At 48.4% G+C, this 15,471-nt stretch carries 18 protein-coding genes and 1 riboswitch (1 of these 19 running past the window's edge); of the genes, 16 read left to right on the forward strand and 2 right to left on the reverse strand.

The genetic code is table 11. The features are described from left to right. Positions 1-40, forward strand: the end of a protein-coding gene (locus MKY48_RS00065; protein WP_339292085.1) for a hypothetical protein. It extends 398 nt beyond the left edge of the window; 40 of the gene's 438 nt are visible here — the last part of the coding sequence; the start codon falls outside the window, past its left edge; the stop codon is at positions 38-40. Between the two features lie 96 nt (positions 41-136). Here the strand turns inward: MKY48_RS00065 and MKY48_RS00070 are convergent, their stop codons facing one another. Continuing rightward, a complete protein-coding gene (locus tag MKY48_RS00070; protein WP_339292086.1) occupies positions 137-658 on the reverse strand; it encodes a hypothetical protein in 522 nt (173 codons plus the stop codon). A 232-nt stretch (positions 659-890) separates the two neighbouring features. Between MKY48_RS00070 and MKY48_RS00075 the strand changes: the two genes are divergently transcribed. The 10 genes from MKY48_RS00075 to rsmI all read left to right on the forward strand — a co-directional run bounded on the left by MKY48_RS00075 (position 891) and on the right by rsmI (position 8,971). Then, the gene (locus MKY48_RS00075; RefSeq protein ID WP_339292087.1) at positions 891-1,076 is read left to right on the forward strand and encodes a sigma factor G inhibitor Gin; all 186 of its coding nucleotides are present in this window, start codon (positions 891-893) and stop codon (positions 1,074-1,076) included. Positions 1,077-1,215: 139 nt separating this feature from the next. Beyond that, complete coding sequence (locus tag MKY48_RS00080; protein WP_339292088.1) at positions 1,216-2,883, forward strand: aminotransferase class I/II-fold pyridoxal phosphate-dependent enzyme; 1,668 nt, start codon at positions 1,216-1,218, stop codon at positions 2,881-2,883. Positions 2,884-2,972: 89 nt separating this feature from the next. Then, positions 2,973-3,617 (forward strand): dTMP kinase, encoded by a 645-nt coding sequence (gene tmk, locus MKY48_RS00085; protein ID WP_339292089.1) that lies wholly within the window; start codon positions 2,973-2,975, stop codon positions 3,615-3,617. Between the two features lie 64 nt (positions 3,618-3,681). Next, a complete protein-coding gene (locus MKY48_RS00090; RefSeq protein ID WP_006207400.1) occupies positions 3,682-4,011 on the forward strand; it encodes a cyclic-di-AMP receptor in 330 nt (109 codons plus the stop codon). 335 nt (positions 4,012-4,346) lie between these two features. Then, on the forward strand, positions 4,347-4,790 hold the full coding sequence (locus MKY48_RS00095; protein WP_076326561.1) for a YaaR family protein: 444 nt from the start codon (positions 4,347-4,349) through the stop codon (positions 4,788-4,790). 81 nt (positions 4,791-4,871) lie between these two features. Further along, positions 4,872-5,858, forward strand: a complete 987-nt coding sequence (holB, locus tag MKY48_RS00100) for a DNA polymerase III subunit delta' (RefSeq protein WP_076326557.1) — start codon at positions 4,872-4,874, stop codon at positions 5,856-5,858. A 56-nt stretch (positions 5,859-5,914) separates the two neighbouring features. After that, positions 5,915-6,715: a stage 0 sporulation family protein gene (locus MKY48_RS00105; RefSeq protein WP_076326556.1), complete on the forward strand. Its 801-nt coding sequence runs from the start codon at positions 5,915-5,917 to the stop codon at positions 6,713-6,715. A 32-nt stretch (positions 6,716-6,747) separates the two neighbouring features. Then, complete coding sequence (yabA, locus tag MKY48_RS00110; protein WP_076326555.1) at positions 6,748-7,116, forward strand: DNA replication initiation control protein YabA; 369 nt, start codon at positions 6,748-6,750, stop codon at positions 7,114-7,116. Between the two features lie 200 nt (positions 7,117-7,316). After that, on the forward strand, positions 7,317-8,084 hold the full coding sequence (locus MKY48_RS00115; protein ID WP_339292090.1) for a tRNA1(Val) (adenine(37)-N6)-methyltransferase: 768 nt from the start codon (positions 7,317-7,319) through the stop codon (positions 8,082-8,084). After that, complete coding sequence (gene rsmI, locus MKY48_RS00120; protein ID WP_339292091.1) at positions 8,081-8,971, forward strand: 16S rRNA (cytidine(1402)-2'-O)-methyltransferase; 891 nt, start codon at positions 8,081-8,083, stop codon at positions 8,969-8,971. Before MKY48_RS00115 ends, rsmI begins: the two co-directional genes overlap by 4 nt. Positions 8,972-9,243: 272 nt before the next feature. Here the strand turns inward: rsmI and MKY48_RS00125 are convergent, their stop codons facing one another. Next, entirely contained in the window at positions 9,244-9,498 is a 255-nt protein-coding gene (locus MKY48_RS00125) for an AbrB/MazE/SpoVT family DNA-binding domain-containing protein (protein WP_006207408.1), read from the reverse strand. A gap of 322 nt (positions 9,499-9,820) precedes the next feature. On the opposite strand from MKY48_RS00125, the gene MKY48_RS00130 reads away from it, so the two are divergent. The 5 genes from MKY48_RS00130 (at position 9,821) to rsmA (ending at position 15,470) form a co-directional block, all read left to right on the forward strand. Next, complete coding sequence (locus MKY48_RS00130; RefSeq protein WP_076326552.1) at positions 9,821-11,110, forward strand: HD domain-containing protein; 1,290 nt, start codon at positions 9,821-9,823, stop codon at positions 11,108-11,110. A 95-nt stretch (positions 11,111-11,205) separates the two neighbouring features. Then, a complete protein-coding gene (locus MKY48_RS00135) occupies positions 11,206-11,970 on the forward strand; it encodes a TatD family hydrolase (protein WP_098741212.1) in 765 nt (254 codons plus the stop codon). Between the two features lie 205 nt (positions 11,971-12,175). Further along, positions 12,176-12,390: riboswitch (cyclic di-AMP (ydaO/yuaA leader) on the forward strand. A gap of 271 nt (positions 12,391-12,661) precedes the next feature. After that, entirely contained in the window at positions 12,662-13,849 is a 1,188-nt protein-coding gene (locus MKY48_RS00140; protein WP_098741213.1) for a 3D domain-containing protein, read from the forward strand. A 188-nt stretch (positions 13,850-14,037) separates the two neighbouring features. Next, positions 14,038-14,589 carry a ribonuclease M5 gene (rnmV, locus tag MKY48_RS00145; protein WP_098741214.1) on the forward strand — a complete coding sequence of 184 codons (552 nt, stop codon included), beginning with the start codon at positions 14,038-14,040 and terminating at the stop codon, positions 14,587-14,589. Then, entirely contained in the window at positions 14,586-15,470 is an 885-nt protein-coding gene (gene rsmA / locus MKY48_RS00150; protein WP_098741215.1) for a 16S rRNA (adenine(1518)-N(6)/adenine(1519)-N(6))-dimethyltransferase RsmA, read from the forward strand. The genes rnmV and rsmA overlap by 4 nt, the downstream gene beginning before the upstream one ends. Position 15,471 lies beyond the last annotated feature (1 nt).

Raw genomic sequence — 15,471 nt, forward strand, 5'->3', positions numbered from 1 at the left:
AGCCATACAAGGATTGGAAAGCAATAAAGCCAATGAATAAAGACCTCTTCCTGACTTCGGAATGAGGTCTTTATTCATTGATGAACGAAAAATAGGGTTTATAGCGCTATGTAGTGATGGACGCAGAACTCTAATATTATTGCTGGTAGTAGGAGATGTCCTGCTCATTCATTTTCAACATGCCATCTTTACGCTGGCCGCTTAGACGCAGCATGGTATAGCCGCGCGGGAGAAGGAACCACAGATGCCAGACCAGAAGCGCGATGGCAAAAGGCAGCGGTGACCAGAAGGCCATGATAGCGCTTAAGACAATCCCTACCCAACAGGTATAGAACTGCACTAAATTAAATACGCGACGGCTGACGTGTTGATCCGGTATATAACCAAGCCAAGGCAACCTCAGACGGAAGCGCCAACGTTTCCGGTAGCTTGTTCCCAATAGGACGAGCACGGTATGCCCGACGACATATTGGATCCATAACATAAGCGGAAAGGCGATTAGCAGATAGAGCAGGAAATACGGTGACACCCAAAATGTCCCTGCAGCCGCAGCAAGCCAAGGCAGAGTTAAGTAGAGGATGAGCAAGCTTTTGGAAAGTTGGATTTTCTTAATTAATCGATAGTGATAAAAGGTGGCTTGACCATGTGGATCTGCCATTGGGCTATACTGTCCCCCTTTAAGTAGAAGTAAATTACGATAGACGGGAAATTTAAGTCTTTTATGTTTTTATCGGACAAAATCATATTTTTATTAAGCTGAAAAAAAAGGTACAGACACAAGGCCACCAAGGGGTACATATATATAAAGCGTAGACCGATATCCTATGAAAAGGTTTAAAATAATAGAAACTGTGTCATACTAATAGGAAAAGGATCAAGGTGGGATGGTTATGGAAGAATTGACCGAACACGAGTGTATCATATGCAATCAGACGAAGACAGAGGGGATTACCATTGTTTCGCAATTCGTATGTGAGGAATGTGAATCCGAAATCGTTCATACCAGCGCGGAAGATGCCAAATATCATTTTTTCATCCGTCAATTAAAACAAATTGCCATGCCGAAAAATGCATAGGCGCGGGTACACGCGTCAAATGGGCCTGAATAAAAGGCCTTTTTTTGTTTAGAGGGGACTTTCCGTGCTTGGAGACGTAGGCGTAGGTTTCAAATTGCGTTAAAATAGGTTAGAGAATGTAATCCGAAGGGATATATCAATGACTACACATAGAGAGCGTGCCCCACTAGCAGAGGCTATAATGTTGTATCGTGAACGTGGGGCTTCATCTTTTCATGTACCTGGTCATAAAAATGGCAGGGCATATGCGGGAGAAGGTAAGACTACGGAGATGCTGCGAGAGGCCATGCGGATTGATGTGACGGAAATTACCGGAACCGATGATTTATTTCATCCTGAAGGCGTTATTCAGGAAGCGCAGGAACTGGCCGCAGATTGTTTTGGTGCAGAGGAAAGCTTCTTCCTAGTGGGCGGGAGTACAGCCGGCAATTTGGCATTAGTTCTGACGGTTTGCCGTGAACCGGGCGATATCGTGCTTGTACAGCGGAACGTACATAAGTCCGTGTTGAACGGATTGATGCTGGCCGGTGCAAGGGCGGTGTTTCTTCAACCGGAGCTGGACAAGCAGAGCGGTTTAGCCGTTGCTCCCTCTGCAGCTACACTCGTAGCGGCTCTTGAGGCTTATCCAGAGGCCCGGGGGGCGATCATCACGATGCCGAACTACTACGGGATGGGGAGCGACTTAAAGCCGCTAGCGAAAGCTTGCCATGAGTTCGGCATTCCACTACTCGTGGATGAAGCGCATGGAGCTCATTACGGACAGCACCCCCAGTTGCCTATGAACGCTTTGTCATGCGGCGCGGATGGTGTGGTTCAATCCACACACAAGATGTTAGCCGCCATGACGATGGGAGCCATGCTGCATGTACAGGGCGGGCTGCTCGACCGCAGCCTGCTGCGCCAGCGGCTGGCTATGGTGCAGAGCTCCAGCCCCTCGTACCCGCTTATGGCTTCGCTGGACTTGGCGCGGCGCCTGCTGCACACACAGGGCGCAGACGCCTTCACGGCTGGCCTGGCCGCCGTGAAGGCCTTCCGGCGCGGCCTCGCGAAGCTGCCGCGGTTCGGGCTGCTGCAGCCGCCGCAGCCCAGGGGCCACGCCGCGGGCACAGCCGCAGCGGCGTATACCCGCCAGGACCCGTTCAAGGCGGTCATATATGACCGCACCAGGTCCCTGAGCGGGTATGCACTCCAGCGCGAGCTCGAGGCGCGCGGCTGTGTGCCGGAGATGAGCGACGAGTTGCACGTCGTCTTATTGTTTACGCTGGGATCCACTCGGGAAGATGCGAATCACGTCTTATGGGCTCTTGTGCATATTGTAGAGCAGGGGGAGAAGACAGAAGGGATCGGAACCGAATCAGGCACTACGGCAGAGAGCACGGAATTACTGATCCGGACATTGCGGGATCAGGGGGATTTCGTGAATTATGAGCCGCGAGTAGACCACAAGAAAATGGATTCTATCCATTTCGATGTCGATGCTAACTTGTTAACTGAAGCAAGACCAGTCTCCGATGTTTCCACGTGGAACAATTTGCCCTCGGAGATTCCTTATTCGGCCCCAATTCCTTTCTCACTGAAGCCGATTGACAGGGAGAGGTTAGAATCGGTGCCGTTAGAGAAGAGTGCTGGGCGTAAGGCAGCGGAGATGGTTATTCCCTATCCGCCAGGTATACCGATCTTATACCCAGGTGAAGAAATCTCAGCGGGAATGAAACAGAGGCTCCTGGCATTAAGGAATGCAGGGGCGAAATGCCAGGGGATATCCGATCCAGCGCTGCAAACCATTGTCGTTTATAAGGAAACGTGAAGGAAGAGACTCCACTATACGTTGGTAAATATACCGGAGCGTATAATATCGAGCTCCACGATCAACAAATGATGAAAGCAGGATACGCTATGAATAATCGCAGACCACTATTTATTACCATCGAAGGAGGAGACGGATCCGGTAAAACGACTATGATGGGCAGACTCGCCGCTTTTATGCAGAATCATTCGATCCCGTATCTGATTACACGCGAGCCCGGCGGCATTGAGATTGCGGAGAAGATCCGCTCTATTATTCTCGATCCGCAGCATACCGCGATGGATGCACGTACTGAAGCATTGTTGTATGCGGCTGCCCGCCGCCAGCATCTTGTGGAGAAGGTGGAGCCAGCTTTGAGTCAGGGCTTGACTGTGCTGTGTGACCGATTCGTGGACAGCAGTCTGGTTTACCAGGGATATGCACGCGGACTGGGCATGGAGGAAGTATGGAACATCAATCAATTTGCGATCGATACCCGCATGCCGGATCTAACGCTGTTGTTCGATGTGGAGCCGAAGATTGGCATGGCACGGATCACGGCGAATGCAGAACGGGAATTAAATCGGCTGGATATGGAGAACATGGCATTTCACGAGAAGGTTAGGGAAGGCTATCTATTGGTAGCAGAGCGTAATCCGGATCGAATTCGCATTGTAGATGCTTCCAAGACGCCGGCTCAGGTGGAAAGAGAAATGATTCGTTACTTGGAAGACGCGATATTAAAGGATTTTTGAGGTTGTTTGTCAAATAAGTAGTGTTAAGGACATATGATGTCCAAATAAACAAGGAGGGTTTACCATGAAATTGATTGTTGCGATTGTCCAGGATAAAGATAGCAACCGTCTCTCCGCCGCATTGGTCAAAGCTAATTTTCGGGCAACAAAGCTTGCAAGTACTGGCGGCTTCTTGAAGGCGGGGAACACCACCTTTATGATCGGGGTAGACGATTCACAGGTTGAAAGTGTGCTCAGCGTCATTCGCACAAGCTGTAAGGTTCGTGAACAGCTGGTCACTCCGGTAACCCCAATGAGTGGTACAACCGATTCCTACTTGCCGCTTCCGGTCGAAGTACAGGTTGGTGGCGCAACGGTGTTTGTCCTCCCTGTAGAACGATTCGAGCATTTCTAAATTCATTTTCTGGATCTGCGATAGATACGTAACGGATGTTTTTATTGGGATATTTGACGGCTGTGTTCTCCTGTAACCCAAGTCTTCTGAAGCACTTCTGTATCATAATAAAAATAGTTACCGTAGATCGCTGCACTCGGGAGATGCTTTTAATAGATGGATGATCTCGATGGATTCCGGAAAATCACCCAATTCATCGATAATTATCGATGAATCGCTTGACAAGCAAACCATTTCAAGGTACGTTCACGTGAGGCATAGGTTTGTTCGATATGAACGTACCAGGTGCCTCCGTTTTATTAGATGCAAAGAATACGCAACAGGCGGTGGATCAGATGAAAATCAATCCGGGCTTTCGGCCCATGAAAAGTGAACTCACGGTGCCGGATGGCAACGCCAGACCGATTCAGCAGCGATCGTTCTCGGATATGATGCAGCAGCAGGGAGAACGCGCGACCCATGAAGAGTTGAGTCGTCAAATGCGTGAAATTGCAATGCAAGGCGATCGTTTGGCAAAAGTGATGACCGTTCGGGAGCTAAAAGCGTATAAATTGATGGTTCGCCGATTTCTGGAGGAAACGGTTCGTCGCGGTGTGAAAATGAAGGAAACGCGCGGCTGGGACCGCCGGGGACGCGGCAAGCGTTATAATGTAATTGATGAAGTCGATTCTGCGCTGCTCGCGATGGCGGATGAACTGCTGGATACGGAGCAGGGGAGAATTGATCTATTGAACAAGGTTGGAGAAATTCGAGGCATGCTGATCAATCTTGTATTCTAATCGCAAGAAGCAAGGAAGCGGATCGTGATTCATGACTGCTAAGTCTGGAGGATCATGAGGATTGATAGAAAGTGAGGACTTATGTCTTTTAATGATATCGTAGGTCAAGAGACTGCGAAGCAACTGCTGCAAAATGCCTTGCGCCGTAATGCGGTCAGTCATGCCTATCTGTTTAGCGGCCCCCATGGTGCCGGACAGATGCAGACGGCGCTTACGTTTGCCAAGGCATTGTTTTGTACGGAACTTGAAGACGATGCCTGCGGGCAGTGTTTGGAATGCCGCAAGGTAGATCATGGCAATCATCCCGATCTGACGTTGGTTGAGCCTGATGGAGCCAGCATTAAGATCGATCAGATCCGTGATCTTCAGCGTATATTCTCCTATCGATCGGAGAATCGAAATCCCAAAGTCTATATTATTGACCGGGCGGAGAAGATGACCACGCAGGCAGCCAACAGTCTGTTGAAATTTCTGGAGGAACCCCAGGCGCCGGCTGTAGCTATTCTGATTGCCGAGAATGGACAAGCCCTTCTGCCTACCATTCAATCGAGATCCCAGCAGGTTCCGTTCCGGGCTTTGGATCCGCAGATGATGGAGAAGGTTCTTGTAGGGGAAGGTTATCCTGCCGCACTTGTACGCTGCGCAGTTCATCTTTCGTCAGGACTTGATGAGTGCAGGAAAATATTGAGTGAGAATTGGTTTGCAGAAATTAGAAACCTAGTGTTACAATTAGGTAAGGAGTCTTTGAACCGCAGTGGCTCAGCAATTATCACAGCGAGTCAAAAAGTGTTCAAAACCGAGCTCTCTGATCATCTGGACCTATTGTTCAGTATGTTTCATTTATGGTTTAAGGACATGATCCATGTCCAGTATGGAAGGAAAGAGTCTCTCGTTTTCATAGATCAGGCAGAGTATATCTCTGGTCATGCATCAGCCCGCAGCACAGCACAGTGGGTGTCATACATGGATTTGGCCGCAGAGTGTCAGAAGAAGTTACGCTATAATGTCAATGGACAGCTCAGTTTAGAGCAGTTATTGATGGGTTTGGGCGGTAACACTCCGGCGTGAGCACACCCCCAGGCCCGCAGAATGGCCATTATGTACAGGCACAAGGGGGTTTATTTTTGTACAGTGTAGTAGGTGTCCGCTTTAAGAAAGCGGGCAAAATATATTACTTTGATCCGCTCGACCTGCCCGTGGAGAAGGAACAATCCGTCATTGTGGAAACCGCGAGAGGCATTGAGTATGGTCAAGTTGTGATAGGAAAGAAGGAGGTCGGTGAATCGGACGTTGTCCTTCCACTCAAGAAGGTCATTCGGATCGCTGGTGATTCTGATGCCCGTGTGGTTGAAGAGAACAAACAAGCGGCCAAGGATGCATTCACCACCTGTTTAAATAAAATTCGGGATCACGAACTGAAAATGAAGCTGGTTGATGTGGAATTTACGTTTGACCGCAACAAAATCATTTTCTACTTCACGGCCGAAGGCCGTGTGGATTTCCGTGAACTGGTCAAGGATCTGGCCAGTATATTCCGTACAAGAATCGAACTTCGCCAGATTGGAGTTCGTGATGAAGCGAAAATGCTCGGCGGTCTTGGACCTTGCGGACGCGTACTGTGCTGTTCCTCATGGCTTGGTGATTTTGAGCCGGTATCGATCAAGATGGCAAAGGATCAAAGCCTATCGCTCAATCCGACTAAAATTTCCGGGCTATGTGGAAGATTGATGTGCTGCCTGAAGTTTGAGCATGATAATTATGAAAGCGTGAAAGAAGAGCTTCCATCCGCGGGGAAATTGGTCATTACTTCGCTTGGAGAAGGCAAAGTAGTCGGACTGAATGCGGATAAGCGGACGGTTCATGTTCAGCTGTTTGAAATTGGAAAGGTTAAGGAACTTCCAATGGACGACGTTGTCATCAAATAGTCCAATAGAATGTTTATTTTCGGGGTGTAGACTTGGAGAAGAAAAACATTTTTGTGCTCATTCAAGAGTTGGAAACACAGATGGGAAATATACACAGTGAACTGGGTGGACTTAAGCTGGTCATCAAGGAACTGCTGGAAGAGAACCATCGCCTCAGTCTTGAAAATGAACAGCTCCGGAAAATTTTAAAGCGGGAAGTCAATCCGGCAGAATTGGAAAACCCAGTGGCTTTACAACCTCAGCCTCATGTGAAGGATGAGGCACATGAAGATGTAGTCGGCGAGGGGTATGATAACCTGGCTCGGCTGTATCATGAAGGCTTCCACATCTGTAATGTCTATTATGGACATCTGCGGACGGAAGGGGATTGCCTGTTCTGCTTGTCTTTTTTGAATAAATAAGAAGCCGTAGGAGAAACTGCCTACGGTTTTTTTCTAGAATGGAAAGGTTATACTGTAAGGATCGCGATTGAACAAATACCGGCTGCTTGTCATGCAATGTGGAGAGCAGCCTTTTGTGTATTTCATTTTATCAGGTACTATGTAGAGAGCCGATACACAAAAACGCGTGTTTGGAATTTTGGAGATAAAGGGTTGAAACTATGAAATTGAAAGAAGTGTTTTTGCAATCATCCGAGCGGATTGATGATCTGCTCACCCATGAGCTTGGCATCATCCAGAGTGAGGAGGTATTCAGCTTTTCCATGGACGCCGTCCTGCTCGCCAGGTTTGCCAGCATACCGCGCAGGGGCCGTATTTTGGATATGTGCACGGGAAACGGGGTTGTTCCAATCCTGCTGTCGACTCGTACTGGTGCGCTGATCGAGGGGATTGAGATTCAGCCCAGACTTTCGGACATGGCCAGACGGAGCGTCGAGATGAATAATCTCCAGGAACAGATCACGATCCATGAGGGCGATCTGCGGGAACTATACAAGGAACAAGGATATGGAGCGTACGACCTGATTACGGTCAACCCGCCTTATATGCCGATGAATGGCAGCGACTTGAAGCTGAATGAGCACCAGGCGATTGCCAGACATGAAATCCACTGTACGCTTGAGGAAGTGATTGAATCCTGTGCAAAGCTGCTTCGCCAAGGCGGAAAGATGAGCATGGTCCATAAGCCCCTACGACTAGCGGAGATCATCACCTTGATGAGCAAATACCGGATTGAGCCCAAAGTCATCCGATTTGTCCATCCGCGCGTGAATATGGAAGCAAACATGGTGCTTATCGAGGGTATTCGGGACGGGAAGCCGGAGGTTCGGCTGAAGCCCCCGCTGATCGTATATGATGAGCAAGGAAACTACGGACCAGATTTTATGGAAATTTACTATGGAACACATAAGGATGAGACGAAAGAATGAGAAATCTTGTGCAACAGAGTTATGCCGATCAGGGAGAGGGAAGCCCGGGTTCTCTGTATTTGGTGGCAACACCGATTGGTAATTTGGAGGATATGACCTATCGCGCTGTACGCATCCTCCAGGAATGCGATATTATCGCGGCAGAGGATACACGGCAGTCACGCAAGCTGCTGACCCATTTCGAAATTCCGGCTAAGCTGCTGTTTAGTTATCACGAGCATAATAAGGCGGCCAGTGGACCTGAAATTATACGTTATATAATAGAAGGAAAAAATGTGGCACTCGTCAGCGACGCCGGTCTGCCGGCGATTTCGGACCCTGGCAGTGATCTGGTTACACTTGCGATTGAAGCGGGAATTTCGGTCATTCCGATCCCGGGGGCCAATGCCGCCCTTTCCGCCTTAATCGTGTCGGGTTTGCCGACCGAACGATTCACGTTTATCGGCTTTTTGCCGCGGGAGCGTAAAGATATCATTCAGCAGCTGCAAGCTTTGCAAACGGCGCAGGGAACGCTATTATTTTATGAATCTCCGCATCGCGTGAAAAAGACGCTGGAGATCTTGCAGGAGGTACTGGGAAATCGGAAGGTGACCTTGGCTCGTGAACTGACTAAACGCTATGAGGAATTCTTGCGCGGGAGCATTTCCGAATGCCTGGACTGGCTCACGGAGCATCCGCCGCTGGGGGAATATTGTTTGGTGGTCGAAGCCGGTAGTGCAGAAGAGGAGCTGAAGGAGAAAAATGCCTGGTGGCAGGAGCTTTCGCTGGAGGAGCATGTGGAACATTATGAGCGGGAAGGACTAAGCCGCAAGGATGCCATGAAAAAAACCGCGGGTGATCGCGGTGTATCGAAGAGGGATATCTATAATGCGCTCCTGACGGAATAGTGATAATACTTAACTTGGTGCAGGGGGATAACAAAATAGCCCCACAAAGTGGAGCCTATGCTTCGATGCTTATTCCAAATACTTTGCGGGGACCCCAAAACCAATAAATGAGAATAAAGAATGGCTTTCGCTTCGCTGAAAACTTATAAATTCTTTAAGCTCAAAAAAAAAGACCCTCCTGCGGCCGGGTTCATAGCCGAGGAAGGCACCAAGGAGATATGAAAAAGGTTAGAATTAACAAAATGTAATAATGCTATTATATACTAAAAATCTTAATTTGTCACAGGTGTAGGGATTTCCGAGATACATTCATGGCAAACAATTTTACCTTTGAAGTAAGTGACATTCTCAGCGTTACCACAGAAGATGCAGGCAGGCTCATATTTCTTAAGCATGATGCGTTCGCCGTCTACATAAATCTCCAATGCATCTTTCTCACCAATTCCGAGCGTACGGCGTAATTCGATCGGAATGACGACCCGTCCAAGCTCATCGACTTTCCTTACAATTCCTGTTGATTTCATCATAACTTATAAATGCCCCTCTCGCCATAATTTAAAAAAGTCATAATTCGACATAGTTCTAGTTTTTATGTTATTTATAGTACCAACGATTCCCAAAACAGTCAACCTATATTTTTGAAAAATCGGAACCTGTTTACGAAAGTATAGTGAACAAAACCCTTATATAGCAACGTAATTACCATAATCGAACCAATTATTGCTGCGTTTTTTGATTTGTCGATTTGGAAAGCGCAATTTTCCCTTATTCGACATGGTTCGACATTAGATGTCAAAAGAAGTGTTTATCGGCTAAAACCCAATCGAAACGATAAGGAGTTGAGATGGAATGTATTCACCAATTTCGGAAGAAAAAGTGTTTAAGGATCCCGTCCACAATTATATTCATGTGCAAGACGACATCATCTGGCGATTAATCGATACCCCGGAATTCCAGCGACTCCGCCGGGTTAGACAGCTTGGGACCTCTTTTCTGACCTTTCATGGGGCCGAACACAGCCGATTCTCCCATTCACTGGGAGTCTATGAAATTACGAGAAGAATCATCTCTCAATTCGAACGGAGGGGGTATTCCGATTGGCCTGCCGAGGAAAGGCAAGTTGCGCTCTGCGCGGCTCTGCTGCATGATTTGGGGCATGGCCCTTTCTCTCATTCTATAGAAGAAGCTTTTCATATGAATCACGAGGATTGGACATGCCGGATCCTGCTCGGGGATACTTGCGTCAATCAGGTACTGCGAGAGCTCGGAGCGGATTTCCCCGAGAAAGTGGCTTCCGTGATTAACAAAACCTATGATAAGCCGATTGTGATAAACCTGGTCACTAGTCCGCTGGATGCAGACCGGATGGATTATTTGCTAAGGGATGCGTATTATACGGGAGTTAATTATGGAACGATTGATATTGACCGGATCTTGCGGATGCTGCGGCCATACCGCGATCGGGTCGTTGTGAAGGAATCGGGCATGCACGCCGTGGAGGATTACCTGATGTCACGGTATCAGATGTACTGGCAGGTATATTTTCATCCCGTCACTCGAAGCTCCGAAATCATCCTGCGCCAAATCTTTCGCCGGGCAAAGGAACTGCATGACAGCGGATATGCCTTTCGGTTCATGGTCGAACCGCTTCCTGCGTTGTTTGCGGGCCATATTGACGTGAGTCAATACCTGCGTCTGGATGAAGCCCTGATCCAAACGGCCTTTCTGCAATGGACGGAGGAGGAAGACAAGCTCCTTAGCGAATTATGCGGTCGTTTCATGCACCGAAAGCTCTACAAATATGTAGAAATCGACAATATTGATCTGGAAACCATCGACCGGATACGCCAAGCATTCCGTGCCGTGGGATTACATCCGGAATATGACCTGGAGATTGATTTCCCAACCGATCTTCCTTATGATAAAGTTCATTCCGATATGCCGCTTAATGAGAAACAGATTCTGCTTCTGGATCGGCATGATGAGCTGAAGGAAATCTCGGAGGTTTCCGATATTGTACGCTCGATCAGCGGTATTCATAAAGGACGGTACCATCTTTATTATCCGGAAGAGAAAGTGACTCCGCTGCTGGCTCAGATGCCGGAGAAGATAGCCGATGTTTTCAAGCAACAACATTAACCTAGAGGAATAGTCAAAGCTGGGTACATTTGCAATTTACCCAGCTAATGGAAGATATACGACACAGAAACGACAGGAAGGAGAGTGTGGATCTTATGTTGTTCGACACGCACACTCATATGGACGCTCCCCAATTCGACGAAGACCGGGAGGAAGCAATTCAGCGGGCGCTTGAAGCCGGCGTGACCCGGATGATCAATATCGGATTTAACCGGGAGACGATCCCGACTACGATGAAACTGGCAGAGACTTATGATTTTATATATGCGGCAGTGGGCTGGCATCCTGTAGATGCGATTACCATGGAGGATCAGGACCTGGATTGGATCGCCTCTTTATGCAGTCATGAGAAAGTGGTGGCTATTGGAGAGATCGGCCTGGACTATCATTGGGATACGTCTCCGAAAGAAGTGCAGCACCGAGTGCTTCGGCGTCAGATCGGACTTGCCCGGGAACTGAACATGCCGATTGTCATTCATAATCGGGATGCGCATGAAGATATTATCAAAATTTTACGGGAGGAAAAGGCCTCCGAAGTGGGCGGTGTCATGCATTCCTTTTCCGGAAGCTGGGAAACTGCCAAAATATGTCTCGATATGGGATTCCATATTTCATTTGGCGGGCCGATTACCTTCAAGAATGCAAAGCAGCCCAAAGAGGTATTGGCGCAGGTTCCGCTGGATCGATTATTGATCGAAACGGACTCCCCTTACCTGACGCCTCATCCCTTCCGTGGGAAACGAAATGAGACCGCTTATGTGAAATTGGTGGCGGAGACCGCAGCCGAGATTAGAGGGTTGTCTTATGAGGAATTGGCCCAAATTACCACCAAAAATGCACTGGAACGATTTGGTATTTAACGAAAAAGAGAGCAAAAGCGATGAAAAAGGGAGCAATCGCGATTAATTAAAGTTTTTTAATCAGAAAAGGCGTCAATATTACAATAATTTAACCTTTTACATGAGAAAATGTGGTTGAATGTTGCTTTACAACCTGCATGTAAACAGGATATCATCTTTTCAGTGATAAGAAGCTGCGATGTGCAGATCGTAGCCGAATATTTCATGAACCGTCTCGCTTAATCTCCGAAATTCTGGAGAACGGGGGAACCGATACCGCCGTGCATACTGGTCTGAATGCACGCAGCTGTATTTGATTTCTTTTTCGGGTCTTTGGGGTGAATTTGAAGGATCTCGCCATGAGCGGGTATCCGGATCTAGGGCGTCTCTCTTACGTCCGAACCCGACAGCTAACTCCGTAAGCGAAATAAGAGGGGAAATCTCGTGCATACCATTTCCATGATTCTAATCATCAGGAAGCCACGTTAGAGCCTCTAGTACTCTTTCATTGGCTTTCTTTTATTTTTGAATAATGGAGAAGGGATCATCATACTCTTGGTAAACAAGGGGTGGTGGTAGATGGACGAAATGACGGGAATTGACGCAGGGTGTAGATAGATAGCAGGGCGCCTTGTGAGAAAAATTGCTATAGTCACGTCAAATGCATTCATGCGTTTACCTAGACGGCGGGACTATGAAGGAGGATGGAATAGTGGGCATTTTTCAACCTGAAGAAACCCATGAATCACAATCATCCAGCATGTCTTACGCATTGAGATGGAAGCATGACAATTTGCGTCAACTGATGTTGCTCGGTGCCATGGGTGCCGTTACGGTATCACTTCTCATATCGTTGGTCGTACATGATCAGGCAGGCAAGGAGGTTCAGCTTGTCGTCGATGGTCGTGTCACCACAGTAGAAACACGTGGATCATTGCTGCAGGAATTGCTGGATGAGCAAGCGATCACGTTGAGTCCTCAGGATCAGATTTCGATGCCTTTAAACGGCGCGATCCAGGATGGAGATCGGATCATCATTGAACGGGCAATTCCAGTTAAAGTTACAGTAGGCAGCACAACTAAAACCATATTTACATCCCAGGATACGGTTGATCATGTACTTAAAGAGGCTGGTATTACGATCCAGGGTGAAGATATAGTACAACCGGCACAGAACACGAAGCTGACCAGCAATATGAATATCCATGTCGTCCGCGTCACGAAACAAAAAGTTAAGGAGACGGAAGACCGGGAATTCCGTGTGATCAAAACAGCCGACCCATCGCTTGAAAGAGGGGATAACCGCGTAATTCAGCGGGGCGAGTCCGGTCTCATGGTGAACCATTATGAGAAGGTCTACCACAATGGCAAGCTGGTTTCGAAGACGAAGGTCTCCCAAAAAGTCGAGCGCAGAACGAAGGATAAAATTATTGCCGTAGGCACGAAAAAGGTGGAGAAGCCCGTCATTGTTCAGGCGGCCGCCACCGATGTGAAAGCCACACCGGCCAAATTGTCCGGCACGAAGAAAGTAACAACCGCCAAGGCTGTTGAGAACAACGTGGTTTCTCGGGCAGGCGTTGATTTTAAATACAACAAGGTATTGAACAATGTGTCGATGACGGCGTATTCTTCTGAGCAACAAGGAATCGGTACACGCACTGCATCCGGCACACGCGTTACAGAAGGGCGCACCATCGCCGTTGACCCTAATATCATCCCGATCGGATGGTGGGTCTATATCGAAGGCATTGGCTTCCGTCGTGCAGAAGATACGGGCGGCGCCATCAAAGGCAACAAAATCGATGTTTATTATGATTCACTCAAATCGGCCACGAGTTTCGGCCGGAAGAGCGGCCGCACCGTTTATGTGATCGGTCCGGTTAAACCTGAATTGAACTAGACGCATGAATTCCAATTTACAATGCCATTCTAATGCTATACTATTTAGCTTATAATATATAATGATGAAGAAGAGGGAGTATTTCCTCTTCTTTTGTTTTGTTAAGAACGGAGTATACAGAGCTAAGATGGTTGGGAATCTAAAGTTGTACAAGCGTGGCTTTGCTTGGGAAGGAAGAGAACAAACGCATGATTAAAGAAGTGATTGTTGTGGAAGGCAGAGACGATACCGTTGCCATTAAACGGGCCGTAGAAGCGGATACGATCGAAACGGGCGGATCAGCGATCAACAAGCAAATCCTGAAACGCATAGCGCTTGCTCAGGAGCGCAGAGGCGTCATTATATTAACGGATCCTGACCATGCAGGGGAGCGGATCCGCAAAATCGTGGATCAGGGCGTACCCGGCTGTAAGCATGCCTTTATCCCGGAAGCGGATGCTACCCGCAAAGGGGATATCGGCGTGGAGAATGCCTCGCCAGAGGCGATACGGCGTGCGCTGGAGCGGGTCCATACCTCCTTCGAGGGTGGAGAGAGCCTGATTAGTCTGGAGGACATGCTGGAGGCCGGATTATCGGCTCATCCGGAAGCGGCGGCAAGGCGTATGACGATGGGTAATCTGCTGGGGATCGGTTATTGCAATAGCAAGCAGTTCCATAAACGACTGGCCATGTTTCAAATATCACGTGAAGAATTTCTGGCCGCACTTGCACAGTTGGAAGAAGGGGGCGTAAGCCAATGAATCGGATCGAGGATATATCAACACCAAGACGAACGAAGGAGATCATCTCACGGCATGGATTCTCTTTCAAGAAGAGTCTGGGTCAAAACTTTCTTATTGATCAGAATATTCTGTATAAAATTGTGGAAGCTGCAGGACTGGATGAGGATAAGGGAGCCCTTGAGATCGGCCCTGGTATCGGTGCATTAACGGAGAAGCTGGCGCAGACGGCAGGGACCGTCACCGCGGTCGAAATTGATCAGCGCCTGATTCCCATCCTGAGGGAGGTCCTGGAGCCCTATGAGAATGTGAAGGTGCACCATGGAGATGTACTGAAGGTGGATCTTCATGAGCTGTTCCGTCAGGATTTTGCGGGCGTATCGAAGGTAAGTGTGGTTGCGAATCTGCCGTATTATGTGACGACACCGATTCTCATGAAACTGCTGGAGGAAAAGCTGCCGCTGGAGAATATCGTGGTGATGATTCAGAAAGAAGTGGCAGAGCGGATGGCAGCGGCGCCGGGAAGTAAGGATTATGGCAGCCTTAGCATTGCCGTTCAATATTACAGTGAGCCTAAATTGGTCTGTATTGTGCCGCATACGGTGTTTATTCCGCAGCCGAATGTCGCTTCGGCCGTGATTCGCCTGGCGGTCCGGGAACAGCCTCCTGTTAGTGTAGAAGACGAAGGATTCTTCTTCGAGGTGGTTCAGGCTTCTTTCGCACAGCGGAGGAAGACGATTGCCAACAATCTGAAGAGCCGGTTCTTTCCGGGAGAAGGCCGTGAACGGCTGGAGCAGCTGCTGCAGGAAGCGGGCATTGAGCCCTCACGGCGCGGTGAGACCCTTAGCATTGAAGAGTATGCCCGGCTCAGCAACATATTGTACAACGCGGATATTCGTTAAT

Origin of the sequence: Paenibacillus sp. FSL W8-0187, assembly GCF_037969755.1 — a bacterium.
Taxonomy (GTDB): domain Bacteria; phylum Bacillota; class Bacilli; order Paenibacillales; family Paenibacillaceae; genus Paenibacillus_AQ.